The organism is Micromonospora sp. NPDC049049 (genome assembly GCF_040649115.1).
GTDB lineage: Bacteria > Actinomycetota > Actinomycetes > Mycobacteriales > Micromonosporaceae > Micromonospora.
In genome coordinates this window covers 1-26185 of the sequence record NZ_JBEZEX010000033.1, presented here as the reverse complement: position 1 = coordinate 26185, position 26185 = coordinate 1, and the positions used below count along the sequence as shown (strand labels likewise).

Below are 26185 nucleotides of genomic sequence, written 5' to 3'. Positions count from 1 at the left end.
TCGATCTCGGCCGCTGGCTGTGCCGTCAGACCAGTCGGCGGCGGACCCACCAGAGGGAGAACAGGGACAGCGCGACGGTCAGCGCGAACAGCGCGCCGAACTCCCGCCATTGCAGGTCCCAGAACTTCGAGCCGGGCACGTAGCTCACCTTCAGGCTGAGGTTCTGCTTCCCCAGCCAACTCTGGCACGCCTCGCGCCCACCGGACGCCCTCGGCCCGCACTGGGTCATATCGGCCGGACCAGTGAACTCCGCTCCGGTCGAGGTGATCGTGGTGCTCGACACGATCCAGTCACCCCTGCGGTCGGGCTCGACATGGACCGTCATCCGCCCTGTGTCAGGGCTCATCGAGATCCCGTAATCACCGTCGAACTGCAGGGGGCTGACCGTGGTGACCGGCTGAGCCAGCCAGGGGCGCACCACGAACGGCGCGGCGATCTGCAGGCTGACCACCACCAGCAGGGTCACCGCCATCGCGGCGAGAGTCCGCCGCAGCAGCAGCCCGGTGGCGACACCCACCACGAAGGCCAGCGTGGCATAGCCGATCGGCACAATCCCCCGGGCCGCGAACACCAGCGGGTTCATGCGGTCCGCCGAGGCCCCGTCGATCGGCTGCGCCCACTCGGTCAGCACCAGGCTGAGCAGGCCGGCGCCGAGCGCGGCGGCACCGCAGCCGGCCGCCAGTTTGACCAGCAGCCAGCGGCCGCGGCTGACGGACTGGCTGAAGACCATGCGGTACGTGCCGGACTCCAACTCCCGGGCCACCAGCGGCGCGCCCCAGAAGATGCCCACCAGGGCGGGCAGCAGGTACAGGGTCCCGATGGCGGCGATGTGGAACTCACTCGCCCAACCCCGTTGCAACGCCTGCAGGAACGCCTCGCCGGCGGCACGACAGGCATCGCCCTGGCAGCCGGTGTATCCGGTCTGCGTGGCCAGCTCCGTGACCTCGGACCAGGTCAGCGCCAGACCGCCCAGGAGCACCAGCAACAGGGTGCCGGTGGCCAGGGCCGGGGTGCGGAACTGCCGCCACGTCATCCAGATCATCGCTGTCCCTCCAGAATCCGACCCGTGCCCTCGCCGGTGGCACCGCTCATGTACGCCAGCACGATGTCCTCCAGGTCCAGCCGGTCGACCTGCCAGGACGGGTCGACGATCGGCGCTGTGCTGCGCACCACCAGGGTCGACTGCACCTCGGTGTGACTCTGCTCGACCACAGCTCGCCCGGCGCCCAGCTCGGCGGTGTCGCGCCGCCGCCCGACCAGACGGTGGTGGGTGGCGAGCAGGTCGTCCACGTCGCCGGCCACCCGCACCCGGGAGGCGACCAGCACGATCAGGTGGTCGCAGACCCGTTCCAGGTCGGCGACCAGATGCGAGGACATCACGATGCTCATGCCCTGCTCGGCGGTCAGCTCCATCAGCCCCTGCAGGAAACCGCGCCGGGCGAGCGGGTCGAGTGCCGCCACCGGCTCGTCGAGCAGCAGCAGGCTGGGACGCTTCGCCGCGGCGATGGTCAGGGCCAGTTGGGCGCGCTGGCCACCGGAGAGCTTGCCCGCCTTCTGTGCCGGGTCCAGGCCGACCTGGGCGATGCGCCGCTCGGCGAGGGCAGCGTCCCAGGACGGGTTGAGGTGCGCGCCCATCCGCAGGTGGTCGGCGACGGTCAGGCCGGCGTAGACCGGGGTGTCCTGCGCCACGAACCCGACCCGCGGCGACCCGCTAACCGGCCGCGCGCCGAGCACCTCGATCCGCCCCGCGGTCGGATCGAGCAGCCCGCAGGCCAGTTGCAGCAGCGTGGACTTACCGGCGCCGTTCGGCCCGACCAGGCCCACGACGTGGCCGGCCGGAATGTCCAGAGTGCAATCCTTCAGTGCGGAGCGCCGCCCGTACCACTTGGTCAGACCGTCCGCCAACAGGGCACTAGTCATCCTCGGACCTCCGAAAATGCCCGAAAGCTGCTGAGGAAGAGCGCCTCGATGCTCTCGTCGTCCAGGCCCGCCTCCCGTGCCTCGGTCAGCCAGCGGGCCAGGCCCTGCCGCAGCGGCTCATGCTTGCTCAGCGAATCGCCGACCAGCGAGCGGGTGACGAACGTGCCCAGCCCGGGCCGAGCGGTGACCAAGCCCTCGTACTCCAACTCGCGGTACGCCTTGGACACCGTGTTCGGGTTGATGGCGACCCGGGCCACCACCTCCTTCACTGTGGGCAGCTTGTCGCCCTCGTTCAGGACTCCGAGCCGGAGCGCGTGCCGTACCTGTCGGATGAGCTGCATGTACGGCGCGACCCCGGACCGCGCGTCCAGGTGAAACTCGATCACCTCGCCACCCCATTTCACTAGTTGCCTAGCACAATAGGGCCATGGCAGGCCTGTCCGCCAGTAGATGACGCTTCTCGCACCACGGATCCCGAGGCGACCACCCGTCCAGTCACCGGGCGCGGCGTGGGCCGGTCAGTCCTGGAGGCCGCCCTAGCGGCTCTCTTCGTCGAGCAGTGGTTCAAGTTGGCGAAGCAGGGTCGCCCGGTTGACGTTGGGGGGCAGCTCGATCCGCAGGCTGATGTTCGCCCCCTCGACCGTCAACACCGCCGGCTTCTGGTGGTTGCGCAGGCGCCAATTGCGTATCGCGGCAACCAACGACTCCGCCTGTGGCTGCAGCGTGGCCAGGGTGGCGAGATTCGCCAACACCGCGATCCCCTCGATCGCCACGGTGATCGCACCGCTGTCGCGAACACCCTCGTAGGGCAGATCGAGTTCCTCGATCACTTCAGCAGGTAGCAGTAGCTTGACGCTGGTCACGTCTTCCCTCTCACGAGTGAGGCGATCCGCTCCTGCACGGCTGGGTCCAACTCGCGCAGCGTGGCTGAGGCGACCCCGCCGCTGAAGTAGCCCTGCACGTGATGGATCCCCAGCCGGAAGATCTCGTAGAGACTGACCGGGGCGTCATCGTCGAAGCCCTCGACGATGACCGTCCTCGGCTGCCCGGTCTGCCCCTGGTCGCTGGCGTATCGAGCGACGCGCGCCACGAGTGCGAGTTCCTCCAACGCCATAGGGTGGTGCAGGATCGCCCGGTCGACCTTGATCTGGGTGAGCGGAAGCTCGGCCATACGCGCCAGCGATGCGTAACCCACTCCGAAGTCGTCGACTGCGAAGCTGATCCGGAGTTCTCGCGCGAGTGTGGTCAGCCGGTTGTGGAAGTAGACCAAGGGCTCCTGCGGCCATCGCTCGCCCGGCTCCGGTGTGATCGGATCCTGCTCGGAGATCTCCAACGTCAAGGTTCGCGGATGCAACCCTGCCTCGGCGAGCGCTTTGCTCACCTGGTTGAGGTACGCGTCGCTGAGCAGCGAGCGGACCGCCACGTTGACCGACAACGGCTTGGTGCCCTGCCATCCTGACGCCGCGTCGGCCTCGGCATAGGAGTGGATCGCCTTGGCCGCGAGGATCGCGTCACGCTCGACGACGAAACGGTCACCCCAGTCGTGGGCCATGCGCAATGCGGACAAGGGAGCGCGCCGCTCGCGGTCGTTGCGGCGGGCCAGGGCCTCGAAACTCTGCACGCTGACCCCGGTGGCGCGTTGGTCCAGCTCGACGACCGGCTGAAACACCATGATCATCGAATCGATCAGCTGTTGGTAGAGGCCGAAGGCATCCTCATACAGCTTGAGCGGAAGTCGACCGAAGGAGGTACGCAGGGCGGTCAGGACGGTCATCTCCGACTGCAACGGATCGGCCACCGGATCGGACTCCCAGACCGCACGGAGCATGACGGCCAGCGGTTCGCCCATGTCCAGCTGGGTGAGTGCCGGATCGACCACGGCAAGGTTGAGGGTGCGGTCGCTGGCGAACGCGAGAGGCACGCAGAGCATCCGGCGACCGACCCCGTGCGAGACGACAAACCCTGGCGTCGCCCTCGGATGCTTCACCCTGTCGACGGCAGCGGTCTCCAGCATCGGCGACAGGCTGTCCTTGTCGAACCGCGCCGTCCGGTCCACCACGGCGAAGCTGTTGCCCGTGAACTCGACGACCGCGACCGATTCCGCGTCGAGTGCCTGCCGGATGAGTTCGACACGTCCGTCGCGTTCGCTCTGCTGAGACTGGTGCGGGGAACGGACGTCCGCACGGAAGATCCGGTCCAGCAGCTGCCGGATCGAGCTCGTCTGGTCTTCGAGCGGGTTGAGGCAGGGGCGCGAGACGCCCGGGTTCGCCGGGCTGTTGAGCGCTTGGCGGTCGTGGCGGGACATCGGCGGTTGGGTCAGCACCGTGGTCGCCCCGTAGACGTGCGCCGAGTGCACCGGCGGTGGATCCATGCCCTGCTCGGCGACGAACGTCGCCATCTGCGCGAACGACACCCGTCCAGCCTCGTCACCCGCCCCGCCGCGCAGCGCCCGCAAGACATGGTGCGTCAGTGTCCCGTGGCGATGCTCGGCGCTCTCCCGGGTCACCGATCCGCTGGGACAGGCGAGCAGCGCGTTGTGCCGTGGTCGGTCCACCGCCTCCGCGTACGACTGCAGAACCTTGATGTTGCGTCGGTCGGCATCGGCGTACACGCCTGCATGGCAGCAGTCGAGCACCAGGAACGAGGCACCGGCGAAGGCATCGAAGATGTCCCGTTTCAGAAAGGACATCCGTAACCCGTTGTCAGGTTCGCGGGCAAGCGTCTCCGGGTCAAGGTCGGCCGTGACCAGATAGGCGTCGAGCTGATCACTCCATTGCGGAACGAGGGTATGGCCGGCGAAGTAGACGAACAAAACGTCCGATGGCGCCGAGCGGAGGGCCACGTCACGCAGGAACAGCTTGATCTCGCGCCAGGTGGCGTCGCGACCGACGAACATTTGTACCGCACCGTCGTCGAAGGTGCCGATGTCCTGGTCCAACAACACATCCCGCAGGGCCAGAGCATCACTTTCGGCGTATCGAAGCGGTGGCAGTTGGACGTCGCGGCCGCACTGGTCGACCCCGATCAGGACTGCCCAACGTCTGCTCGACGCCATCAACCCCCCAGGGCGCTCGCTGCGGTGACAGTGTGAGTTCAGGTCGGTGCCGCGAGTGACACTATCGGCATCGCGGTACAGACGGCGCCCTGAGCAATCAGTCAGATTGTTGTCACGGCATCAGCCCGGACCGACCCGAACCCGCCCGAGCAGTGACCCGGCGGCCCTGCCTCGCCCTTTGGGCAGAGCACCTGATCGAACAGCGATGGTGCGCGCACACGTCACCGGATGCGGCTACGTGAGCACATCGCTACTATGGGTCAGCTATCCAGAGGGAAGGGGCCGTACCCGCGTGCGAAGTCCCGTCATCGGCACCACGCCAACGTCCGGGCCAGGCCGATCCGCGCCACTTGTGGCCGCTCGGCTGCACAGGCTTATCCGACGGCTGGTGCTGATCGCGGCTGCCGCCGGGGCCGGTTTCGTCGTGGCCGCCCTGTTCCAGGGGCCGGCCGCCGCCGACGGGCTGCGCGACGGGTCTGGTGACGAGCCCCATCGCATAGTCGGCGGTCTGGTCGAGTCGGTCGCGCAGCTCACGGTCGCCGAGCGCCCCCGCGACGTCCGCCAGGCACCCCCGGGTGCCGACGAAAGACGCCGCGGCGGGCTTCGCGCCCCGCTGGGAGGGCCCATCCGTGACGTCGTCGCCTCCCGCGAGAAGCCACCCCCGACGGACCTTCGACGGTCAACGGGTGCGCCGAGAATCACCGCGCCCGTTCCGGTCCGCGCGGCGGAGCGCGAGAGGCTCCGGCCGGCCTCAGTGGCCCGAGCGGCTCATCGGCCAGTTCGCCATGTCGAACTGGCCCAGCCCGCCGCCGACGCACCGCGACAGCCAGCTGCCCCCGCCCCGCCCGTGGTGCGCGCGCCGACCGTCTCGCCGGTGGTGGGCCTGATCGCCGCGCCGCTGCCATCCGTCGTCGACATCGTCAACGCGGTGCCGATCCGGCCCATCGTCATGGCGCTCCTCTGTGTCGCCGATGCCGTACTCCCACCCGTCGCACGCCCGGTGACCGTGCCGGCGGCGACACCTCCGCTTCCGGCACCCCCAGCGGTCACGCCGGTGACAGGCCCGGCTCCCGCAGCGGCGGTGGCGGCGCTACCGGCGGTTCCTGCCCCGGCCGCCGTACACGCTGCGGCGCCACCCAGCGCGCCGCAGCGGATGTCCGTCGTCGGCCCCGCGCGTGCCGCCGTCTCGACGGGGCATCCCACCGCACACCCGTCACCTGTGGACGTGGGCGAGTTGCTGTCGGGTCAGCCCATAGCGCCGGCCGACCAGGATGCCGCTAGCGTCGACAACGGATCGACGCCCGGCCCGGGGCTGGCCCGGCCGCTCGAGAGGCAGTCGCACGTCGATGCTGGGCCGCCCGCCGATCTCGTGCCGCTCCCGGTCGAGAGCCGAGCCCTCTCTCCGATGACCCGCCCCGGCTGAGGCCTGTCGACCGACCCCGGTGACTGGTGCCCGCAGCCCGTTTCACCGCTGGCCGGTCGATTCGTGTCCGCGCCCGTCCGCCGTGACGGTGCCGCGGGCCGATGCCTACCTGTCTGTAGCGCACGACCTCCCCGATCAACCCGTGGATGTTCCGGGATCGGTGGCCGTCGTGACGCGTACCTGAGATCGGAGAAGACGTGGTGATCCACGTTGTCGTCGCCGAGGACATGGGTTTGCTCCGCGGGGCGCTCTGCGCCGCGCTGTCACGTGAGGAGGACATGGAGGTGGTCGCCGACGTCGAGGGTGTCGGTGAACTGTTGACGGTGGTCCGGCGGTGCCGACCGCAGGTGGTGGTGCTGGCACTGACACCGGAGCTGCCCGACCCGGTGGAGGTGGTCGCCCGCATCGACGTCGAGGCGCCGCACGCCGCCGTGCTGGCGATGAGCCCACGGTGGAGCCCGACGCTGGTGGAGGCGGCGCTGGCAGCCGGCGCGCGCGGCCTGGTCGGGAAGGACAGCTCGCTGGCCGAGTTGGTGCGCGCGATCCGCGCGCTCGCGGCCGGGGAGCGAGCGATCGACCCCGCCGCGGCGATCGCGGTGCTGAGCCCTCCGGAGATGCCGTTGACGCCTCGGGAGATGGACGTGCTCCGGATGGCGGCCGAGGGCCTGCCGCTGAAGGAGATCGCCGGCCGCCTCTACCTGGCACACGGGACGGTGCGCAATCACCTGTCGGTGATTCTGCGCAAGACCGGGGCTCGCAACCGCTTGGAGGCGGTGTCGCACGCGCGGCGTAACGGCTGGTTGTAGCCGTTGGGGGGGTGGGTCCGGAGGCAACGTCCGGACCCACCCGTCGCCGTGCGACCCCACCGGGTGCGTGTTTGAATGTTGACGTACCGTGATCATTGTCGGAGTGCGGGAAGGTTCATCGTGATCCGTACCCTGCTCGCCCTGGACGGCGCCCTGGTTCTGGGCGCGTTGTCGCTCGTCCTCGCCGCCGAGGACGACATCCGTGTCGTGGCGGAGGTGGATCGCGGCGACGAGGTCTCCGCGGCCGTCCGCGCGCAAAGCCCCGACGTGGTGGTGGCCGACCTCGACTTCGTCGAGGGAGTCGATCCCGACCGTCTAGGCCGGTGTCCCGTCCTGGTGCTGGCGCACCCGCATCGAGCGCGACGGTTGCGAGGCATGTTGGGCCCGACCAGGGCGGTCGGCATCCTGCGCAGTGACGCCACCCCCGAGCGGGTCATCGACGGGATCCGCCGGCTCGCCCGCCGGGAACCCGTGCTCGACGCGGATCTCGTGGTCGCCGCGCTGCACTCGGACAGCCCACTGACCAGCCGTGAGACGGAGGTGTTGAGGCTGACGGCCGCAGGTGCGCCGGTCGCGGACGTGGCGGTGTCGCTCGGGCTCACCCGTGGCACCGTCCGCAACCATCTCGGTCGGATCGCCCGCAAGGTGGGCGCCCGTACCCGGGTGGAGGCCGTGCGGATGGCCGGCGAGGCGGGCTGGATCTGACCGGCGCCGTCGGCGCGGTCGTGCGGGGTTCAGCCCGGCGGCGCCGACGCCGCCGGGGACGGCACCACCGGGTCGTCCCAGCAGCCGACGAGCACCCGGTAGGTGGCCGAGCGGGTCATCAACTGTTCGTGCGTCCCCACCAGCGGCTCGTCGCCGTCGAGGACCAACACCCGTCCGGCCCGCAACGCGGAGCTGATCCGGTGCGCGATCACGACGAGGGTGCCGGGCCGCCGGGCGAAGGCAGCCTCGACCGTCGCTTCCAGCGCCGGGTCCAGGTGGCAGGTCGCCTCGTCGAGGACCACCAGCGGGGCGGGTGCCAGCCAGGCCCGGACCGCCGCGATGAGCTGCCGCTCGCCGGCGGACAGCAGGGCCGGCGCGACCGGCGCGTCCAGGCCGCCCAGGCGGGTCGCCAGAGGACGCGCGCCGAGCGTGTCGAGGGCGACCTCCAGCGTGTCGTCGTCGGCGTCCGGCCGGAGGTAGCGGATGTTGTCGGCGAGACTGCCGGTGAAGACGTACGCCTCCTGGGGCACCAGCACTCGCATCCGGGCGAGGACGGCCGGCTCGATGTCGGCGACCCTCGTGCCGGCCAGGTGGACCGTTCCTGCCTGCGGCGGCACCAGTCCGGCCATCAGGGAGGCCAGTGTGGACTTGCCCGCACCGCTCGGGCCGATCACGGCGAGATGGTCCCGGTCGGCCAGTGTCAGCGAGAAGTTCCGCAGGACGGGCCGGGCGCGCGGGCCGTAGCCGAAGGTCAGTCCCCGGACCTCGACGGCTGCCGGACGATCGGCAGAGGCTGCGGGTGGTCGGCAGCGAGGCATCCGGGCGGTGAGGGCTGGCGGGCGCGGGTCGTCGGAGACCGGACAGGTGCGAAGGATGTTCTCCAGGGTGACCGCGTAGCGCAGCCCGCCTCCGCCGATGCCCTGCACCAGGGTGTGCAGGGCGGGTTGCAGTCCGGTGGAGACGTAGATCAGCGCGCCCAGCACCGCGCCGGCGGTGAGACCACGCTCGACCAGCCACGGGGCGGTCACCATCAGCACCAGCAGTGGCAGCCAGCCGCCGATGCCGAGGCTGAGGCTGCGGATCGCCGCCATCCGGGCGAGCATGCGTTCGGCGGCGGCCTGCGCCGACACCCAACGTTCCACCTCCGCCGACACGCGTGTCTGGGCGCCGCAGGCCAGCACGTCACGGTGAGCGGCCAGGGCGGTCGCCGCGGACTGGCCGAGCTGTTCACCGGCCCGGACGTAGGCGCGCTGGTGCGTGACCATCGACGGCAGCGCGGCGAGGAACACGACCAGACCGGCGACCAGCGGGGCGAACGCCAGCGCCGCCACCACCGGCGCCAGCGCGAGCAGGCCGAGCAGGGCCGCGCCAGCGGAGAAGAGGAAGCCGCGGGTCACCATCAGCAGACCGGCGAAGGTATCGCGGACGATCTCCATCTGGTGGGTCAGCCGGGTCACGGCGGCGCTGTCCGGGCGGCCACCCGCTCTGGTGGCGTCGCGGAGCGCACCCCGGATCACCTGGGCGGCCACCTCGTCGCGGAACGGCTCGACCACGGCGCCGAGGCTCCGGTACGTCCGGCCGGTGGCCGCCGCGCCGACCAGCACGGCCACGGCGAGGACCCCCAACCAGGCCAGGCCGGTGAGGAGACGTCCGGCCAGAAAACCCTCGTCGACGGCGCGGGCGACCAGATAGCCGGCGAGCAGCGCGGGCAGCGACTCGACAAGCGACCAGCCGCCGAGCCCGGCGAGTTCCCACCGACGGGCCCGCAGCGCCCGCCAGGTCACCCGGCGTACGCCGGGACGGCTCACGACCCACCGCCGGCCGGCTGGAAGACGGCACGGTAGTCCGGGTCGGCCCACAGTTGCCGGTGCGGTGCCAGGCCGCGCAGCCGACCGCCGTCCAGCCAGGCGACGAGGTCGGCCGCCGCGGCCGCCGCGGTCCGGTAGGTGACCACCAGTCGGGTACGCCCCCCGGCGTGCCCGAGAACCGCCTCGGTGATCCGGTGTTCGGTCGCGGTGTCGAGATTGGACATCGCGTCGTCCAGGATGAGCAGCCGCTCGGCGGCGAACGCGCGGGCCAGGCCGATGCGTTGGGTCTCGCCCCCGGAGAGCGGTGTGTCCACCAGCGGAGTGCGGTAACCGCCGGGCAGACGCTCGATCACGTCGGCGACCGCCGCCATCCGGGCCGCCCGCAGAACCGCCGGTGTGGCCGGGCTCCGATCGGCCGGCGGCACCGCCGAATCGACCGGCAGCGCCAAGCCGATCGCGTCGTGGACGGTCACGCCGATCAGCACCGGCCGGTCGAAGGCGTAGCCGACGGCCCGGCGCAGCGCCACCGCGTCGAGGTCCCGCAGCGGCACCCCGTCGAGGAGCACCTCACCGCGGTCGGGGTCGTACAGGCGTCCCGCCACGGCAGCCAGGGTCGACTTGCCGGCACCGGACGCTCCGACGACGGCCACTGTCGCGCCGGCCGGCACGTCCAGGTCGACGCCGTCCAGGACGGGTCGCCCGTCGTCGGCGTGCACGCATACCCCACGCAGTCGCAGGGCGCCGCCGCCGGGTGGCAGGGGCCGATCGCCCACCGACGTGGTGGGCTGTGTCAGCAGCTCGGCGACCCGGTGTGCTCCCGCGCGGCTGCGGACCAGGTGGTTCAGGGTGGCGAGCACCGCACCGAGCCCGGCGCCCATGGCCGCGTACCGGACCGCGGCGACCAGTTCACCCGGTGTGAGCCAGCCTGCGGTCAGGGCGTACCCGCCGACCGCGATGACGCTCAGGTTCAGCAGCGGCGCCACGGCCGAGGTGCGCGCACTCGCCCGGGCCAGCAGTCCCCAGGTACGCCGGCCGTGCCGGTCCAGCTCCGGTAGGGCCGCCAGCACCCGGTCCTCCTCGCGGCGGGTGGTGCCGGCGGCGGCGATGGTCCGGGCACCGGTCAGCGACTCCAACAGCCGGCCGGCGATGCTGCCGAGGACCCGTTGGTACCCGGCGGTCGCGGTCGAGGCGTCGGCCACGAAGGCGCGCATGAGGACGGCGAGCAGGCCGAGACCGGCGAGCAGGGTGACTCCGAGGACCGGTTCCATGATGGCGAGCGCGACGACGCTGCCGAGCGGCGGAAGCACCGCCACGATGGCCAGCACCACCGCGTTGCCGGCTTGTCCCGTGTCGGCGGCCTGGCCGACCAGTCGGCCGACGAGGTCACCCACCGGGTACCGGCGGGTGGCGCGGACGTCCACGGCGAACAGGTGACGCAGGAGACGCCGGCGCAGCCCGGCGGTGGCGCGCGCCGCACCGAACCCGCTGGCCAGGTCCGTCAGGGTGTCGACGCAGATGAGGACGACGACAAGGGCGCCGGCGGACACCGCCCACCAGGCGGAGCCGGCGTCGAGGGCGGCGTCGACGGCGCGGCCGAGGACCGCGGGGAGCAACAGTTCGGCGGCCGCGCCGAGCAGCGCGACCGCCGCGAGCGCGGCCGTCCAGCCGCCGCCCGCCAGGACCGTCTGCCGCAGCAGCCTGTCCCCCGCGGCGAACGTCGGCATCGGTCCTCCCGTTGGTACACGGATGCCCTGGGTGGGCACGTCTACCCACCCAGGGCCCACGTGTGCGTGGATCAGTTGCAGGTCGTGACGGAGAGCGAGCTGTCGCCGCAGAGCAGCAGGCTCGCCCGGCTACCGCCACCGGTACGGTCGGCCGGAGCCATCTCCAGGCCCTGGAGGTCCAGAAGTGCCATGTCGTTCACCTCCCTTCCATCCGTTCGCCGATCGGGTCGCCCCCGCTGTCGCGAGGGAGTCTGTCCGCGCCCGGCAGGGGCGCGAGAAAGGGCAGCGCCGGCGGCTGGTCGTGCCGCGCGCTGGCCAGCGCGTACAGCACGCCGGCGGTGCCGGTGCCGAAGTCCATGGAGAGGCGCAGCAACTGCTCACCGGGGAAGGCGGTCCCTTCCCGGTACGGCAGCGCGTGCCAGGCCAGCCGGTCCACCTGTGCGCGAAGTTCGAGGCGGTCGGCGGCGTCGGTCGAGGCGGCGAGGTAGGCGATGATGCCGGCCCGGCCGGCGAAGAGCCCGGACTGCGCGTAGAACGGTGAGCGCGCCGCGAGGCGGACTCCCGCGCTCGCCTCGACGAACTGCTCGTCGGCCCGGTGACGCAGGTACTGGTCGAGGACCAGCCCGATCCCGACACTGCCGTGCGCCAGGTAGGGCATGGTGCGCCAGCCCTCATTGACCTCCAGCGCACCGTCGGGGCGCAGCACACACCGGCGCAGATCCTGACGCAGAGCCGTGGCGGCGTGCGCTAGCAACTCGTCGTCGCCGCTGAGCTCGTAGAGCCGCACCAGCATCAGCGCCGGTCCGGTCCGGCCCCGCAGCAGCCCGGCGTACGGGTTTCGTCCGCCGCTGACGTCCGGGCCCGGGTCGTCGGCGAGCTGCCGAATCACACGCTCGGCGGCCCGCCACGCGGCGTCGTACAGCGACAGCTCCCCGGTACGCGTGGCCATCTCGGCCAGGTTGAGCGCGATCCCGGACAGTCCGCTGGCCAGGCTGTGGTCGAGCCCGTCGAGGGGTTCCCGCAGGCAGATGTCGACAACGTCCAGCGCGTCCTGCCGGCGTCCGAGGTGAGCGAGGGCGTAGGCGACGCCATGCAGCCCGTCGTAGAAGCCGCAGCGGGTGCCGGACGGGGGCGATGTCGCCCGCCGCACCAGCCACTCTTCGTGCTCGGGCCACCGTCCGGCGCCGCTCTTGTCGAGCGCGTGCAGCACTCCTGCCGCCCCGTGGGCGAGGTTGAGGCCGCCGCTGCGGAACTGCTCGATGTCACCGGGGAAGAGCCGGTCGTCGCGTTCGGGGGTGGCGCTGGCCAGGATCGCCGTCGTCAACCGGTCCCGCGAGGTGGGCCAATCGGCGGCGCGGAGATTCCCTCGCGGGTTTGCGGTGACACGCGGCTCACCGGTGATCTCCTCGACCGCCGGATCGAGGAAGGACCTCGGCACCGGGAAGTTCGCGGCGATGATGTCGGCCAGGTGAGTCACCTTCGCCGGGGCGAGCCGGACGAGCTGGGTCAGTGGCAGGAACAGCGCCAGCCGCAGGCACGCCAGGGCGTACCGGTCGACAGCGGGTCCGCTGCGGTCTCTCGGGGCCGCGAAGCCCTGGTTGCGCAGCCCGGGTCGGCGGTGCCCGGCGATCGGGGCGGCCACCTCGAAGTCGACCAGGGCGACCCGGTCGTCCGGCCGGATCATGATGTTGAACAGGTGCAGGTCCCCGTAGACCAGGCCGCGTTCGTGGATCGCCGCCACGACGGATTCGACCTGCTCGTAGGTCTGGCGGGCCCACCGGGCGTACTCCGCCCGGTCGCCGTCGGTCGCGTCGGCGTCGATCAGCGGGTACCGGTCGACCAGCACCTTGTTCAGCGGTCGGCCCTCGATGAACTCGAGCGCGAGGAACCGGTGCTCGCCGAGGACGAACTCGTCGTGCACCCGAGGCACCTGCGGCAGGTCGGCGAGTTTCCGCAGGGCCTGCGCCTCACGGGCCAGCCGGGCGACGGCGTCGGTGCCGTCGGCGTCCAGGCCGGCATGCGGCCGGGCCTCCTTGAGCACCACCTCGGTGTCGGTACGCAGGTCCCTGCCCACGTACAGCCCGCCGCCGTTCGAGAAGTGGATCACCCGTTCGATCCGGTACGGCACCTCGTTGGTGCTGGTGTCGTTGCGGGCGGCCAGGTGCGGGCCGAGGAAGTCGGGCAGCGTGACCCAGGCGGGTACGTGGAAGACGGGCTCGCGGCGGTCGGGCACCAGCGTGCCGGAGTCGTCCTCGATCGCCGGCACCACCTGACCGTCGGGTGAGTGGCAGTAGCGGGCGGCGAAGCCGCCGTAGCGCACGTGGACCGGGCCGGCGCCGTAGCGGAGGTCACTGAGGATGTACGGCCCGGTCTCGCCGGTCAGCAGCTCGTCGAGTTCCTTGCAGGCCAGCTCCAGCTCCGCGTCGTCGCGCGGATAGACGGTGACGAACTTGCCGCTGGCGGCCCGGGCGGCGTACTTGGAGTTGCGCAGCAGCAGCGTGCGCGGCCCGCGCAGGAACTTGAAGGACAGGCCGCGGGGGACGCAGTAGTTCCAGACCGCGTCCAGCACCCGCTCGGCGTTCGCCAGACCGGCCGAGACATGAATCTTCCAGCCCTGCTGCGGCAGCGAGCCGCCGTCCGGCGCGTAGATCAGCCAGTCGTCGAGTGGCTCACGACGCCAGCCGGTCGGAAGCGCTCGTTCGGCGGCCGGGAAGACGGGCTGGGCGACGGCGCTGCCGAGCGAGTCGTAGAACAACCGATCCGCGGCGCAGTAGCTGTCGTAGCGTTCGTCCACCGTCTCGCCGCCTCTCGAACTCGGCCGGCTGTTGTTCCGGCGTCGAATCGAGTCTCATCGACGGGACGTGGTGGGCTCCAGTGCGCTTAGTCACGACGTTCGATGCGGTGCGCACAGGCACTCATGACATTAGTCAGGCCCGCCCGCCGTAGACGGCGGCGCCCATCGGCTTGTCGACGTCGAGGTCCGTCACCGCGGCGACCCGGGCGATCATCATGTACTGCCCGATCACCATCAGGAGCTCGACCACCTCGCGCGGGGAGAGCAGCCCGGTCAGCGCGGTGGTGGTGTCGTCGGGCGGGCGGACGTCACGGACGACGTCGGTCGTGAAGCGCAGGACGATCCGTTGCTCTGACGTGAAACAGTCGTCCCCGATCTCGTCGCGCCCGAGCGCGTGGATCATCTCGTCCGTGGCGCCGACGGAGCGGGCGATGGGCTCGTGCTGAACCCACTCGTATGTCACGTTGCTCAACTGAGCGACTCGCAGGATCGCGATTTCGCGGAGCAGTGGGTCGAGGGCCAGGTCCTTGAGCAGCGTGCCGCCCCAGCGCATCCAGTCTGGAAACGCCGTCTCGGCGTGGGCCATGACGCGGAAGAAGCCCAGAGGAAGCGCGGCCTGCAGCGTCTCGCGGACCGGCGCCGGGGCGTCGGCGGGGTTCACGTACGGCAAGCGACTCATGTTTCCCCTTGTTAGCAGTATGCAGTAAATCGGGTTAAACCGACCATATCCAATCCCGATTGCGCCCGCCGCAGTTCCGTTCCGGGGGACCCGGCGGCGGTGCGGCGATGAGCACCCGCGCGAGGAGGGTGCTGGTGGCCGGCCGAGCCCTCGCTGACGCTCGTCGATGTTGCGAAGCCGATCCAGACGTGTTGGAATGGCTCATATCGCCGCAGCGCGGGGGCAACCGCGCTGGGAACGGCCAGCACGGGAGCATCGCAGCGCCGGCAGCGCGCCGCCTCGGCGGACGCTCGCCTGGCGGATCGCCGGGCCACCTCTACGACGACGGGCGCTTTGCCGGGCAATCATCCTCGCCCGCCGTAGGTAACCCCTGGCACGTGTCCCCCACGGCTGACGCGCTCGACGCCTGACCCGCCGGGGGCGTCCGATTCGGCCTGCCAGCACCAGAACCGGCGACGAGGTGAGAAGCAACAATGATGTCCCGAGAGAACTTCGCGGGTTGGTACCGAAACCGCTTCGTGTGGGTGGCGGTGATTCTGCTGGTGGTGTCGGCTGGCGCTGTCGTACTGGTCAACCGGGCCGACCCGGAGGCGAAGCCGGCGGATCTGCAGTCGCAGATCATCGCCCGGATGCGCACCACGCTCGAGAAGGCGGACCCGGGGCAGCACAACCACGCCGGCCACGGGGCCCAGCAGGCGGCGACCGCGGAGAAGGCGGCAGTGATCTGCGGGGTCCGCGTCTACGGTTACGAGCCGACCGAGGCCACCGCGCTCGCCGACGTGCAGACCGTCTACGGCTTCCACCTCTGCGGGGTCGCCGAGAAGCAGCGCCCCTGGGACGTGGCGGTCAAACTGGCCGGCCCGGTGATCATGGACGTGTCCACCACACCTCCGGGCATCCAGGTGGTCGAGGCGACCGCCGACGTCAGGTTCATCGACCGACTGCGGCAGATGTTCCCGCCCAAGTACGCCGAACCGGCGACCAGGGAAGCGCTGACCGAGTCGGAGATGGCCGACCTTCGGCGTCGGTACGACGCCGCAGCCGGCCTGTAACCAGGCTGGGCGGCCGGTGCCGTGGACGTATCCCGCACCCGGATCCGAACCGGGCGGCTGCGGACACCCCGGTCAGCTCGATCCACATCCGACCATAGATAGATAAGCATTGATATCTAAGTCGATAGATGCAACAGTTGGCTTGGGAGCGTTCCCATTCTGAGTTGCAGTCCCGAAGAGCGGAGGATGAACAGTGCGTTCACTCAAGTCCGATCGATCCGGCGGACGATCCCGGTCACCAGTCCGTCGGTCCCTGCGAGCATTCGTCATGGTGTTCGCCATCGTGGCCGGCATGCTGCCCTTCACCGGGGCAGCCCAGGCCCACGGCACGATCATCAACCCGATGAGCCGCGCCTACCAGTGCTGGAAGGCGTGGGGCAACCAGCACATGAACCCCGCCATGCAGCAGCAGGACCCCATGTGTTGGCAGGCGTTCCAGGCCAACCCCGACACCATGTGGAACTGGATGAGTCAGTTGCGGGACGGCCTCGGCGGCCAGTACCAGGCTCGCACCCCGGACGGGCAGCTGTGCAGCAACGCCCTGTCCCGGAACGACAGCGTGAACCAGCCAGGCGCGTGGAAGACGACCACCGTCAGCCGCAACCTCACGGTCCAGCTGTACGACCAGGCCAGCCACGGCGCTGACTACTTCCAGGTCTACGTCACCAAGCAGGGGTTCAACCCGTCCACCCAGAAGCTCGGATGGGGCAACCTCGACCTGATCACGACGACCGGGCGCTACGCGCCGGCGCAGAACATCTCGTTCAACGTCTCGCTCCCGTCACGCAGCGGGAACCACATCCTGTTCGTGCTCTGGCGGGCGTCGCACCTGGACCAGACCTACATGTGGTGCAGCGACATCAACGTCACCTGATCGACAGTTCCAACAACTGCGATGCTGATCCGGCTCAGGGCGTTGACGCCCTGAGCCGGATTGGTCCTTCCGTTTGGAGGTCACACGTCGGCTTCGAGAGCGAAGGTGTTGCCGTCCGGGTCCTGGAACCACGCGATACGTCCACCTCCGGCCCGCGCGGTGATCCCCTTGTCGTCGTGCTCGAACTGCTCGTAGCGAACGAACTCGACGCCGGACGAGGTGAGCTCGTCGACGATCTGGTCGAGATCCTCGACGTACCACGTCGCCAGCGTCGCCGAGGTCTTCCCGGCGGTGACTGACTGGTACACGTTCAGCGCCGGCCCGCCACCGGAGCCATAGACGCGGCTGCCGTCGGCGATGGTGGCGCTGGGACCGGACCGCAACGCCCGCAGACCGAGCGCCCCTTCGTAGAAGGCCACGGCCCTCTGAATGTCGGACACGGCGACCGAGGCTCTGAGGTGGTACGTACTCAAGGGCATGAACCACTCTGGCAGGTGCTCGACGAATGGGGGCGCCGAATCGGAGACCCTCACGTCCGCGCGCTACGGGAAATGCGGTACAGCGCGGGGCAATCTCTTGTCGCTTCGCCCGCGCGTCACCGCCATGCGTCACAGCACTGGACCTACCCCTGCGGCAGCCCGTCGTGCGCAGTGGCGGCGCGTAGCTCCTTGAGCACGTACGTGGCAGCCTTCTCGACGACGCGGATGCCCTCCTTCTGGCTCACGTGATGGTCGGAGAGCACAGCGATCAGCCAGTCATGATCGGCCTCGACGATCCGCCCGATGCTGTTGACCAGCCAGCGGCCCCCGTCGACATCAGCGGTGTCCCAGCCGTTCTTGACGTACTCGGAACGACCGCCCGGCTCCCGCGCGGCGGTGACTCCCCACCGCTGCTCGGGGATCACCTTCTTCATGAGACCCATGACGAAGGTACGGTCCTGCGGGGTCAGCGGTCCCGTCGGCGACGTCAGCGCGGTCAGCAGACGAAGCTGGTCGGCGACCGTGGTCGTGGTGAGTCCCCAGTGCGAGTTGGGCTTCGTCTCACGCAGGCCGAGCTCGCGGTTCGCGGCGTTGAGGCCGCGCGAGCCCTCGATCCGCTGCCACAGGGCCACCGCCGCATCGTTGTCACTGGACACGATCATGGCCTCGGCCAACCGCCGGGTGCCAGAACTCAGGGCCTTGCCCGGCGGGTTCTGGCGCAGCAGGAGAGCCGCGAGAATGTTGACCTTGACGATGCTGGCGGTCTCGAACCGTTTGGCGCCGACCGTCACCGAAGCCGTTCCCAGCCGATCCAGTACCGCGACCGCCAGGTGGCCGTCGTACCGCTCCACGTAGGCCTTGATGCGCGTTCTCGCCTGGCCGATCCAGTCGATGGCCGGCGTCGTGGGGATCGGGCTGGCCGGGGAGGAACCGTGCGATGGTCCGGCTCCGTCGCCGTCGCGGCCGCGCGTGGCACCGAAGGCCGCCGTCGCAACGCCGGCCAGCGACACGGTGGCCGCGGAGAGGACCCAGCGTCGCGACAGCTGCCGCCCTGTCCGCTCAGCCAAGGCGGGCCACCACCCTCGTCGCGATCGAGTCCACCACGGCCTGGCTGCCCGGATCGGGCAGGCGGACCGTCGAGACCGTCTCGCCTCGTCTCACCATCACGAAGTACGTGACGGTGCTCGGGGTGTCCGCACGCGCGATACGACCTCGAATGAGCATCCCGGCGCCCTCCAGATAATGCGGATCCACGACGTCGAACGAGACATGCGACCCGAGGACCGCGTAGCTCGCACACCGCAGGAGGACCCGACGGACGTCATCGACGTTCCGCTCGGCCCATCCAGGTTCGTACGTCTCCACGACGTGGTGGGCCCGCGACGAGCCGTCAGACAGCCGGTAGTAGCGCTCCACGGCAACGCGCCGATGCGACTTGGCCAGGTAGTCGCTGCTCCGGTAGTTGGGGCAGCTGTCCTGCTCCCACGGCCAGGCCGCCAGACTGGGTCGCGCGTCGTCCTCGTACCAGTCCGCTCCCAGATCGCCCGCTCCCAGCAGCAGACCCGGGTCGCCCCGGTCCGCGTTCACTGTGTGCAGCTCGTCGGAGCCGACACCGGCCTCCCCCCGATGGCACCCTGCGGCCATCACCAACAACGCCGACAGGACCGCGACCGAACCTCGGCCTCTGCCGCGAATCCGGCCTCGGCTCGTCCTGCTGCTCGATACGGACACCGAAAACCTCCCCAAACGCAGATACCTGCCACCACACGTGGCGCTTCGGCCGACGAGGCGTGGCGGCACCTTCGTCGCCGCCGCAGCACCGAGGCGGCGGTTCGCCGGCCGACGGTCCGACCCCATTGGGATCCGCCACACCCCGCCCGCAGACGGGACCCGTCAATGGCGTTCCTCGGCGAACAGCTCGGAACGGGTCTCGCCGAGCAGCTCGCGCAGCCGGTTGAGGGAGCGCATGCTCTGGCTCTTGACGACGGCGATGGAGACGCCCACAACCTCGGCGGTCGCCTCCACGCTCAGGTCGTCCCAGTAACGCAGGACGATGATCGCCCGGTCCCGCAACGGCAGGGTGGCGACCGCGTCCAGCAACGTCATGCGCAGCTCAGCCGGATGTTCCTCGCCCCGCTCCGGCGGCGTCGACATCGCCAACTCGCGGCTGGAACGACGCCGCTGCTGGTCGAGCATGCAGCGCAGCAGTATCTTGCGGGCGTACGCGTGGGGATCGTCGGCCCGGCGGACCCGCCTCCAGTTGGCGTACACCTTGGCCAGCGTCGTCTGGGTGAGGTCCTGGGCGAGATGCCAGTCGCGGCACATCAGGAAGGCGGCGTCGCGCAGCCGGCCGGCGGCCGCCTGCGCGAACTCCACGAAGTCTTCGTCAGCCATTCGACCGGGCCAACTTGGGGAACCTCTTGGCACCGTTGATGACGTACTCGGCCGGCAGTCGCGTCCCCCAGGTCGGGTTGGCGGCGATCTCGGTCGCCTCCTCCACGGAGAGGACGGCCGGTGCCGCAACGGTTCCCTTGGGGTCCCAGACCAGACAGGTAGCGATCATGAGGTCGACCTGGAGGCCGGCGTCGTGATGCACGGTGATGATCTGGCTCTGCACGCAGTTGCCGGGTACCTCGGTCAGCTCCACCGTCCCCGGGCGAGGGTCGTCGCCGAGGCGGTCTCGGTAGATGGAGAGCCGCAGCATGCCCGGTCCGTCGCCGCGGTCGAGGTAGAGCTGGACGAACGGCATGCCGGGGCCCGCCCCACTGCTCTCCAGATTCGCGTAACCGCTGGTCTTGCCCGGGGGCAGCAGCCGCGTCAGCAGTTCCAGGGCGCCCTGCGGTGTGGTGGTCGCCAGCTCACCGTCCGGCCCCGCCCCGATCCTCACAGTGTCGATCACAGTGGTGGAGGGAGTCGGCCCCACTGGCGGAGCGGGGTTCTCGTCGGTGCCCGGCTCGAACCCGCGCGGGGCGCCAGTCGGGGAATCGGCCGGGGACGGCGAGCCGGTGTCGACCGACCCGCCCGGCAAAACCAGGTTCGGCCCGCCGGGCTGGCCGGTGTCATCCGCTCCGATGCCGAGCGGACCGGCGGCCAGGCCGATCACGAGCAGCATCGCCAACGCCGATCCGCCGGCGCCGAACTGCGCCAGGCGACGCTGGCGGCGCAGTCGGCGGCCCTGCACCACCGCCTGCTGGACCAGGTCACCCAATGGCGGGGCGGGGTGTCGGGCCAGGTCGTCCCTGAAACGCCCACGCACGTCGCCCATGTTCTTGTTCCTCCTCGGCCGACCGCCCGCAGTGGCGATCCGTCATTGACCTGACGGGTTGGCAAGCCGCTTTGGTTACCGGATTTCGACGGGAATTTTCAGCCACCCGCGTCGGCGGAGCGCAGCGTTCCAGGGCGTGTGCGGCCACCTCCGTAGCGTCACGCTCCGCTTGCCAGAAGCGTCGCCGCGGGCGGTTCGAGCAGCTGAGGCTGTTGGCGACTTCGCCTAACTGCCGCAGTGGCGACACTGTCGCTTGAGGCACAATCCGTAGAGCATCCTAGGAGGTTAGGTCGACGCCCTTCGGCGATCCGGCCCGCGATTGACCTTCATCGAGCCAGGTCCATAGGATGGCCATTGATGAGGATCGCGAGTTGGAGTCGCGCCACACCAGCCGAGGCAGCAGAGCTGGCAGCACTCTTCCAGCGCGCCGAGGCGGTCGCCCCGGTCGGCATGGAGCAGCGCGCTGAGGACGTCCGGAACCGACTGGACACTCTCGGGCCGGGCAGCGCCGGACGCACCCGGGTCGGCCGCGACGACACCGGCAGCGTCGCCGCGTACGGCGAGGTCGCCGACATGGGAACAGCGGACGACATGCTCCGCATCCGCCTGACCAACGTGTTTCATCCCGACGTCGCGGACGACGTCCGCACAGAGCTGCACCACTGGCTCATCGACCAGGCGAAGCAGGTGCGGGACGACCGGGGGTCGGCACAGGCCGTCCTCGGTATCCGGTCTGCCGAGAACGACCCGGCCGGCCGCGAGCTGCTGATCCGTGGCGGCTTCGCGCTGGTCCGGCACGAACGGGACCTCGTCCTGGCGGTGCCTGACGAGCCGCCGGCTCCCGCGCTGCCGCCCGGCCTGGTGCTGACACCTGTCGACGAGCGCTACGACGAACTCGCCCGGTTGGCTCACAACGAGGCCTACGCCGACAGCCCCGCAGCGGTTCGACCAGACCAGCGCACCTGGCCCCAGCACGCGACCGGGCACCCGCGGTTCCTGCCCGACCTCTCCTGCCTGGTGCTCGCCGAGGCCGACCGAGGCGACAACCCGGTGGCCGCCTTCCTCTTCGCACTCGCCGACGGCAGCACGGACACGCCGACGGCGATTCTGCACTGCCTGGGCACCCGAGCACAGTGGCGCCGCAGTGGTCTGGCCACCGCGATGATCTCGCGGGTCCTGCACCGTGCGCACTCGGCCGGCATCCGACAACTACGACTCAAGGTCACCGACAGCAATCACAGCGCTCTGGCGCTCTACCGGAAACTGGGTTTTGTGGAGTCGGGGCAAGGGTTCGCGGTGCTGATGCGCCAGCTCAACACCGAGGCCGACGAGCAGCCGTAAGACCGACTCGGACTCTGCGCCGGGTACGGGGCAGGTTCCGCGATCCGCCACAGCGCGTGGAGCCCGCCGATGCGGCCGTCCAGCTTGTCGCCTCCGGTCTGGTCCACGCGTGACGCGGGTCGACCAGCCGCAGTGCGCGCGGACTCCACCCCGTCCGCCCGGACCCGTAACAGGTCCGAAACTACCGGTTGAAAACTCTGGAATTTTCTGCCAGCCTGGGAGCCATCGACAAGTGTGAACGTTAACAAGATCACTTAGCACTGGAGGCGCTCCACGCGACCGTCGGGCCCACCCACCTGCCAGGAGACCACGTCCACCACCGAAAGAGCCCAACGCCGCAACCACTCCCCCACGGGCGACCGGGCCTACCTGTCACCACTCCTCTATCCGCTGGCCAGGTAGCCCGAACCGACTCGCAGCCAGGCGGACGCCCGACCTGAGTCCCGCCCCCCGCTCGGGCGAACTCACCATCGCGTCCGCCGCTGTTCCACCGGGGCCTCCCGCTGGAACAGCGACAGGAATTCCCTACCCCACCACTGGAGGATCAGCATGGTTTCCCGGACCCGTCCCATCGGGCGCACCCGACTACGAACACTCACTCTTTCCGGAACGGCCGCGATAATTCTGGCCCTGGTCGTGTCACTGATGCCCAATCTGGCCCAGGCCGCCGAGACGACCCTCGGTGCCGCCGCAGCCCAGTCCGGCCGGTACTTCGGTGCCGCAGTCGCCGCCAACAAACTCAACGACAGCGCCTATACGACGATCCTGAACCGCGAGTTCAATGCCATCACCCCCGAAAACGAAATGAAGATCGACGCGACCGAGCCGCAGCAGAACAACTTCACCTTCGGCAACGCGGACCGGATCGTGAACCACGCCCTCTCCCGGGGTTGGAAGGTCCGCGGCCACACCCTGGCCTGGTACTCGCAGCAGCCGGGCTGGATGCAAAGCATGGAGGGCACCACGCTGCGCAACGCGATGCTGAACCACGTCACCCGGGTGGCCACCTACTACCGCGGCAAGATCTACTCGTGGGACGTCGTGAACGAGGCGTTCGAGGACGGCAACAGCGGCGCCCGTCGCAACTCGAACCTCCAGCGCACCGGCAACGACTGGATCGAGGCGGCGTTCCGCGCCGCCGACGCGGCGGACCCGGACGCGAAGCTCTGCTACAACGACTACAACACCGACAACTGGACCTGGGCCAAGACCCAGGCCGTGTACAACATGGTGCGCGACTTCAAGTCCCGTGGCGTGCCGATCGACTGCGTCGGGTTCCAGTCGCACTTCAACGCCAACTCGCCGTACAACAGCAACTACCGCACCACGCTGTCCAGCTTCGCCGCGCTCGGGGTGGACGTGCAGATCACCGAGTTGGACATTGAGGGGTCCGGCACGACGCAGGCCAACACCTACCGCAGCGTGGTCAACGACTGCCTTGCCGTGGCTCGCTGCAACGGGCTCACCGTGTGGGGGGTGCGGGACTGCGACTCGTGGCGCTCCGGCGGCACTCCGCTGCTCTTCGACTGCAACGGCAACAAGAAGGCCGCCTACACCTCCACGCTGGAGGCCCTGAACAGCGCGGGCCCCGGCACCACCCCCACGCCCACCACGCCGGGCCCCACCCCCACCCCCACCCCCACCGTCCCACCGGGCTCGGCCAGCGAGATCGTCGGCACCCAGTCCGGCCGGTGCGTCGACGTGCCGAACGCGGCGACCACCAACGGCACCCGGGTCCAGCTCTACGACTGCAACAAGCAGACCAACCAGGCCTGGACCTACACCTCGGGCAAACAACTCCAGGTGTACGGCAACATGTGCCTCGACGCGGCCGGAACCGGCAACGGCGCGGCAGTGCAGATCTACAGCTGCCACAGCCAGACCAACCAGCAGTGGAACGTCAACTCCAATGGCACCATCAGCGGCGTGCAGTCCGGGCGATGCCTGGACGTCTGGAGCACCGCCAACGGCGCCCAGATCCAGCTCTACGACTGCAACGGTCAGAGCAACCAGCAGTTCCGGCTGGCCTCCCTCGGCGGCGGCACCCAGACGCCCACACCCACGCCCACGCCGACCACGCCGCCGCCGACCACCACGTGTGACCTTCCCTCGTCGTACCGCTGGTCATCGACCGGCGCGCTGGCGCAGCCGAGGTCCGGGTGGGTGTCGCTGAAGGACTTCACCGTCGCCCCGTACAACGGCCAGCAGCTCGTCTACGCCACCACCCACGACACCGGCACCACGTGGGGCTCGATGAACTTCGGCCTCTTCAGCAACTACTCCCAGATGGGCTCGGCCAGCCAGAACGCGATGAACTCGGCGACCGTCGCGCCGTCGCTGTTCTACTTCGCGCCGCGCAACATCTGGGTGCTGGCCTACCAGTGGGGCGGCACGGCCTTCTCGTACCGGACCTCCAGCGACCCGACCAACCCGAACGGGTGGTCGTCGGCGCAGACGCTGTTCACCGGCAGCATCTCCAACTCGAACACCGGCCCGATCGACCAGGCGGTCATCGGCGATGACCAGAACATGTACCTGTTCTTCGCCGGCGACAACGGCCGGATCTACCGGGCCAGCATGCCGATCGGCAACTTCCCCGGCAGCTTCGGCTCGAACTACACGACCATCATGACCGACTCGACGAACAACCTGTTCGAGGCCGTCCAGGTCTACAAGCTCCAGGGCCTGAACAAGTACCTCATGATCGTCGAGGCCATCGGCGCGAACGGGCGCTACTTCCGTTCGTTCACGGCCAGCAGCCTGGGTGGGTCGTGGACGCCGCAGGCCACCAGCGAGAGCAACCCGTTCGCGGGTAAGGCCAACAGCGGTGCCACCTGGACGAACGACATCAGCCACGGTGAGCTGCTGCGCACCAACGCCGACCAGACCATGACGGTCGACGCCTGCAACCTGCAACTGCTCTACCAGGGTCGTTCCCCCAGCTCCGGCGGCGACTACGGCCTGCTGCCGTACCGGCCGGGTCTGCTGACCCTGCAACGCTGACGATCGGACATCACCGGGGGCGGGCAGGCTCGGCACACGACGAGCCCGCCCGCCCCTCGCTCTCCCACCACCAGGAGGTACCGACAGTGCGAGGACCTGTAGACCACTCCCCGCCCACGGGGAACACCAAGGCCGACCGAGTGTCGACCGGCTTGAAGGGCCGACTGTTCACGCTCGCCGCAGCCGGGATCGCCGCCGCAGTCGGGTTGCTCACCATCACCCTGGCGACCGGGTCGGCGTCGGCCGCCGACAACCCGTACCAGCGGGGCCCGGACCCCACCCGGACCAGCGTCACCGCTGTGAACGGCCCCTTTGCCAACACGTCGGTCAGCGTCCCGACCGGGTACGGCTTCAACGGCGGCCGGATCTACTACCCGACCGACACCAGCCAGGGAACCTTCGGGGCCATCGCGATCTCGCCGGGTTACACGGCGTTGTTCTCCGCCGAACTGGCCTGGATGGGGCCGTGGCTGGCGTCCCACGGCTTCGTCGTGATCGGCATCGAGACCAACAGCCGCAACGACTTCGACACGGCCCGAGGCACCCAGTTGCTCGCCGCACTGGACTACCTCACGCAGCAGAGCCCCGTACGCGACCGGGTCGACCCCAACCGGTTGGCGGTCGCCGGTCACTCGATGGGCGGCGGCGGCGCGCTGAGCGCAGCCACGCGACGCCCGTCGTTGAAGGCAGTGGTCGGCATCGCGCCGTACTCGCCGTCGTCGAACCTGGCCAACGACCGGGTCCCCACCATGATCTTCGCCGGTCAGGCGGACACGGTGGTCACCCCGTCCTACGCCACCGGCCTGTACAACAGCCTCCCGGCCACGACGGAGAGCGTCTACGTGGAGGTCGCCGGCGCCGATCATGGCTTCATGGTCGGGCGGTCGAACCCGGTGATGGTCCGGACCATGCTGCCGTTCGTCAAGATGTTCCTCGACAACGACACCCGGTACAGCCAGTTCCTCTGCCCCCTGCTGGACTCCAGCGGCGTGGTCACCTACCGCAGCACCTGCCCGCTGCTGCCGTCGACGCCAACCCCGACCGACCCGCCGACCCCCACCGACCCGCCGACCCCCACCCCCACCGTCCCACCGGGCTCCGCCAGTGAGATCGTCGGCACCCAGTCCGGCCGGTGTATCGACGTACCCAACGCCTCGCGTAACAACGGCACCCGGGTCCAGCTCTACGACTGCAACAAGCAGACCAACCAGGCCTGGACCTACACCTCGGGCAAACAACTCCAGGTGTACGGCAACA

At 69.9% G+C, this 26185-nt stretch carries 23 protein-coding genes; 8 read left to right on the top strand and 15 right to left on the bottom strand.

Annotated elements, in window-relative coordinates:
• Positions 1–25: 25 nt before the first annotated feature.
• From AB0B68_RS26775 to AB0B68_RS26755, 5 genes are all read right to left on the bottom strand, one after another.
• On the bottom strand, positions 26–1042 hold the full coding sequence (locus AB0B68_RS26775) for an ABC transporter permease subunit (protein WP_357197253.1): 1017 nt from the start codon (positions 1040–1042) through the stop codon (positions 26–28).
• Positions 1039–1920, bottom strand: a complete 882-nt coding sequence (locus AB0B68_RS26770; RefSeq protein WP_357197250.1) for an ABC transporter ATP-binding protein — start codon at positions 1918–1920, stop codon at positions 1039–1041. The genes AB0B68_RS26775 and AB0B68_RS26770 overlap by 4 nt, the downstream gene beginning before the upstream one ends.
• The gene (locus AB0B68_RS26765) at positions 1917–2306 is read right to left on the bottom strand and encodes a GntR family transcriptional regulator (RefSeq protein ID WP_357197247.1); all 390 of its coding nucleotides are present in this window, start codon (positions 2304–2306) and stop codon (positions 1917–1919) included. Before AB0B68_RS26765 ends, AB0B68_RS26770 begins: the two co-directional genes overlap by 4 nt.
• 150 nt (positions 2307–2456) lie before the next feature.
• Positions 2457–2783, bottom strand: coding sequence for a hypothetical protein (locus tag AB0B68_RS26760; RefSeq protein WP_355006381.1), 327 nt, complete (start codon positions 2781–2783; stop codon positions 2457–2459).
• Positions 2780–4975: an EAL domain-containing protein gene (locus AB0B68_RS26755; RefSeq protein ID WP_357263541.1), complete on the bottom strand. Its 2196-nt coding sequence runs from the start codon at positions 4973–4975 to the stop codon at positions 2780–2782. The genes AB0B68_RS26760 and AB0B68_RS26755 overlap by 4 nt, the downstream gene beginning before the upstream one ends.
• A 388-nt stretch (positions 4976–5363) precedes the next feature.
• On the opposite strand from AB0B68_RS26755, the gene AB0B68_RS26750 reads away from it, so the two are divergent.
• The 3 genes from AB0B68_RS26750 to AB0B68_RS26740 all read left to right on the top strand — a co-directional run bounded on the left by AB0B68_RS26750 (position 5364) and on the right by AB0B68_RS26740 (position 7909).
• Positions 5364–6398: a hypothetical protein gene (locus AB0B68_RS26750; RefSeq protein WP_357263538.1), complete on the top strand. Its 1035-nt coding sequence runs from the start codon at positions 5364–5366 to the stop codon at positions 6396–6398.
• A 197-nt stretch (positions 6399–6595) separates the two neighbouring features.
• A complete protein-coding gene (locus AB0B68_RS26745) occupies positions 6596–7204 on the top strand; it encodes a response regulator transcription factor (RefSeq protein WP_357197236.1) in 609 nt (202 codons plus the stop codon).
• A 120-nt stretch (positions 7205–7324) separates the two neighbouring features.
• Positions 7325–7909 carry a response regulator transcription factor gene (locus AB0B68_RS26740; RefSeq protein ID WP_357263535.1) on the top strand — a complete coding sequence of 195 codons (585 nt, stop codon included), beginning with the start codon at positions 7325–7327 and terminating at the stop codon, positions 7907–7909.
• A 29-nt stretch (positions 7910–7938) separates the two neighbouring features.
• Here AB0B68_RS26740 and AB0B68_RS26735 read toward each other — a convergent pair whose 3' ends face one another.
• From AB0B68_RS26735 to AB0B68_RS26715, 5 genes are all read right to left on the bottom strand, one after another.
• Positions 7939–9717, bottom strand: a complete 1779-nt coding sequence (locus AB0B68_RS26735; protein WP_357263531.1) for an ABC transporter ATP-binding protein — start codon at positions 9715–9717, stop codon at positions 7939–7941.
• Complete coding sequence (locus AB0B68_RS26730; protein WP_357207893.1) at positions 9714–11441, bottom strand: ABC transporter ATP-binding protein; 1728 nt, start codon at positions 11439–11441, stop codon at positions 9714–9716. The genes AB0B68_RS26735 and AB0B68_RS26730 overlap by 4 nt, the downstream gene beginning before the upstream one ends.
• A gap of 71 nt (positions 11442–11512) precedes the next feature.
• Positions 11513–11632, bottom strand: coding sequence for a SapB/AmfS family lanthipeptide (locus AB0B68_RS26725; protein WP_013734295.1), 120 nt, complete (start codon positions 11630–11632; stop codon positions 11513–11515).
• 5 nt (positions 11633–11637) lie between these two features.
• The gene (gene lanKC / locus AB0B68_RS26720) at positions 11638–14235 is read right to left on the bottom strand and encodes a class III lanthionine synthetase LanKC (protein WP_357263528.1); all 2598 of its coding nucleotides are present in this window, start codon (positions 14233–14235) and stop codon (positions 11638–11640) included.
• 133 nt (positions 14236–14368) lie between these two features.
• Entirely contained in the window at positions 14369–14914 is a 546-nt protein-coding gene (locus AB0B68_RS26715) for a carboxymuconolactone decarboxylase family protein (RefSeq protein ID WP_357206661.1), read from the bottom strand.
• 473 nt (positions 14915–15387) lie between these two features.
• On the opposite strand from AB0B68_RS26715, the gene AB0B68_RS26710 reads away from it, so the two are divergent.
• Both AB0B68_RS26710 and AB0B68_RS26705 read left to right on the top strand, forming a co-directional pair.
• Positions 15388–15966, top strand: coding sequence for a hypothetical protein (locus tag AB0B68_RS26710; RefSeq protein WP_357206663.1), 579 nt, complete (start codon positions 15388–15390; stop codon positions 15964–15966).
• A 268-nt stretch (positions 15967–16234) separates the two neighbouring features.
• Positions 16235–16840: a lytic polysaccharide monooxygenase gene (locus tag AB0B68_RS26705; protein WP_357206664.1), complete on the top strand. Its 606-nt coding sequence runs from the start codon at positions 16235–16237 to the stop codon at positions 16838–16840.
• An 80-nt stretch (positions 16841–16920) separates the two neighbouring features.
• Here the strand turns inward: AB0B68_RS26705 and AB0B68_RS26700 are convergent, their stop codons facing one another.
• The 5 genes from AB0B68_RS26700 to AB0B68_RS26680 all read right to left on the bottom strand — a co-directional run bounded on the left by AB0B68_RS26700 (position 16921) and on the right by AB0B68_RS26680 (position 20584).
• Positions 16921–17280 (bottom strand): VOC family protein, encoded by a 360-nt coding sequence (locus AB0B68_RS26700; protein WP_357206665.1) that lies wholly within the window; start codon positions 17278–17280, stop codon positions 16921–16923.
• A 182-nt stretch (positions 17281–17462) separates the two neighbouring features.
• The gene (locus AB0B68_RS26695; RefSeq protein ID WP_357206667.1) at positions 17463–18386 is read right to left on the bottom strand and encodes a serine hydrolase; all 924 of its coding nucleotides are present in this window, start codon (positions 18384–18386) and stop codon (positions 17463–17465) included.
• Entirely contained in the window at positions 18379–18906 is a 528-nt protein-coding gene (locus tag AB0B68_RS26690; protein ID WP_357263524.1) for a hypothetical protein, read from the bottom strand. The genes AB0B68_RS26695 and AB0B68_RS26690 overlap by 8 nt, the downstream gene beginning before the upstream one ends.
• Before the next feature lie 306 nt (positions 18907–19212).
• Positions 19213–19713, bottom strand: a complete 501-nt coding sequence (locus AB0B68_RS26685) for a SigE family RNA polymerase sigma factor (protein WP_357206671.1) — start codon at positions 19711–19713, stop codon at positions 19213–19215.
• Positions 19706–20584 carry a hypothetical protein gene (locus AB0B68_RS26680; RefSeq protein WP_357263521.1) on the bottom strand — a complete coding sequence of 293 codons (879 nt, stop codon included), beginning with the start codon at positions 20582–20584 and terminating at the stop codon, positions 19706–19708. The genes AB0B68_RS26685 and AB0B68_RS26680 overlap by 8 nt, the downstream gene beginning before the upstream one ends.
• 357 nt (positions 20585–20941) lie before the next feature.
• Between AB0B68_RS26680 and AB0B68_RS26675 the strand changes: the two genes are divergently transcribed.
• From AB0B68_RS26675 to AB0B68_RS26665, 3 genes are all read left to right on the top strand, one after another.
• Positions 20942–21925: a GNAT family N-acetyltransferase gene (locus AB0B68_RS26675; RefSeq protein ID WP_357206675.1), complete on the top strand. Its 984-nt coding sequence runs from the start codon at positions 20942–20944 to the stop codon at positions 21923–21925.
• Positions 21926–22570: 645 nt separating this feature from the next.
• A complete protein-coding gene (locus AB0B68_RS26670; RefSeq protein ID WP_357263518.1) occupies positions 22571–24928 on the top strand; it encodes a non-reducing end alpha-L-arabinofuranosidase family hydrolase in 2358 nt (785 codons plus the stop codon).
• Between the two features lie 140 nt (positions 24929–25068).
• On the top strand, positions 25069–26185 hold a 1117-nt coding region (locus AB0B68_RS26665), incomplete at its 3' end, for a ricin-type beta-trefoil lectin domain protein (RefSeq protein ID WP_357263515.1).

Excerpts from the sequence above, each read along its gene's own strand:
- AB0B68_RS26685 (WP_357206671.1), bottom strand. The coding sequence starts at position 19,713 with ATGGCTGACGAAGACTTCGTGGAGTTCGCGCAGGCGGCCGCCGGCCGG.
- AB0B68_RS26730 (WP_357207893.1), bottom strand. The coding sequence starts at position 11,441 with ATGCCGACGTTCGCCGCGGGGGACAGGCTGCTGCGGCAGACGGTCCTG.
- AB0B68_RS26710 (WP_357206663.1), top strand. The coding sequence starts at position 15,388 with ATGATGTCCCGAGAGAACTTCGCGGGTTGGTACCGAAACCGCTTCGTG.
- AB0B68_RS26680 (WP_357263521.1), bottom strand. The coding sequence starts at position 20,584 with ATGGGCGACGTGCGTGGGCGTTTCAGGGACGACCTGGCCCGACACCCC.
- AB0B68_RS26770 (WP_357197250.1), bottom strand. The coding sequence starts at position 1,920 with ATGACTAGTGCCCTGTTGGCGGACGGTCTGACCAAGTGGTACGGGCGG.
- AB0B68_RS26775 (WP_357197253.1), bottom strand. The coding sequence starts at position 1,042 with ATGATCTGGATGACGTGGCGGCAGTTCCGCACCCCGGCCCTGGCCACC.
- AB0B68_RS26755 (WP_357263541.1), bottom strand. The coding sequence starts at position 4,975 with ATGGCGTCGAGCAGACGTTGGGCAGTCCTGATCGGGGTCGACCAGTGC.
- AB0B68_RS26675 (WP_357206675.1), top strand. The coding sequence starts at position 20,942 with ATGAGGATCGCGAGTTGGAGTCGCGCCACACCAGCCGAGGCAGCAGAG.
- AB0B68_RS26670 (WP_357263518.1), top strand. The coding sequence starts at position 22,571 with ATGCCCAATCTGGCCCAGGCCGCCGAGACGACCCTCGGTGCCGCCGCA.
- AB0B68_RS26725 (WP_013734295.1), bottom strand. The coding sequence starts at position 11,632 with ATGGCACTTCTGGACCTCCAGGGCCTGGAGATGGCTCCGGCCGACCGT.
- AB0B68_RS26715 (WP_357206661.1), bottom strand. The coding sequence starts at position 14,914 with ATGAGTCGCTTGCCGTACGTGAACCCCGCCGACGCCCCGGCGCCGGTC.
- AB0B68_RS26705 (WP_357206664.1), top strand. The coding sequence starts at position 16,235 with ATGGTGTTCGCCATCGTGGCCGGCATGCTGCCCTTCACCGGGGCAGCC.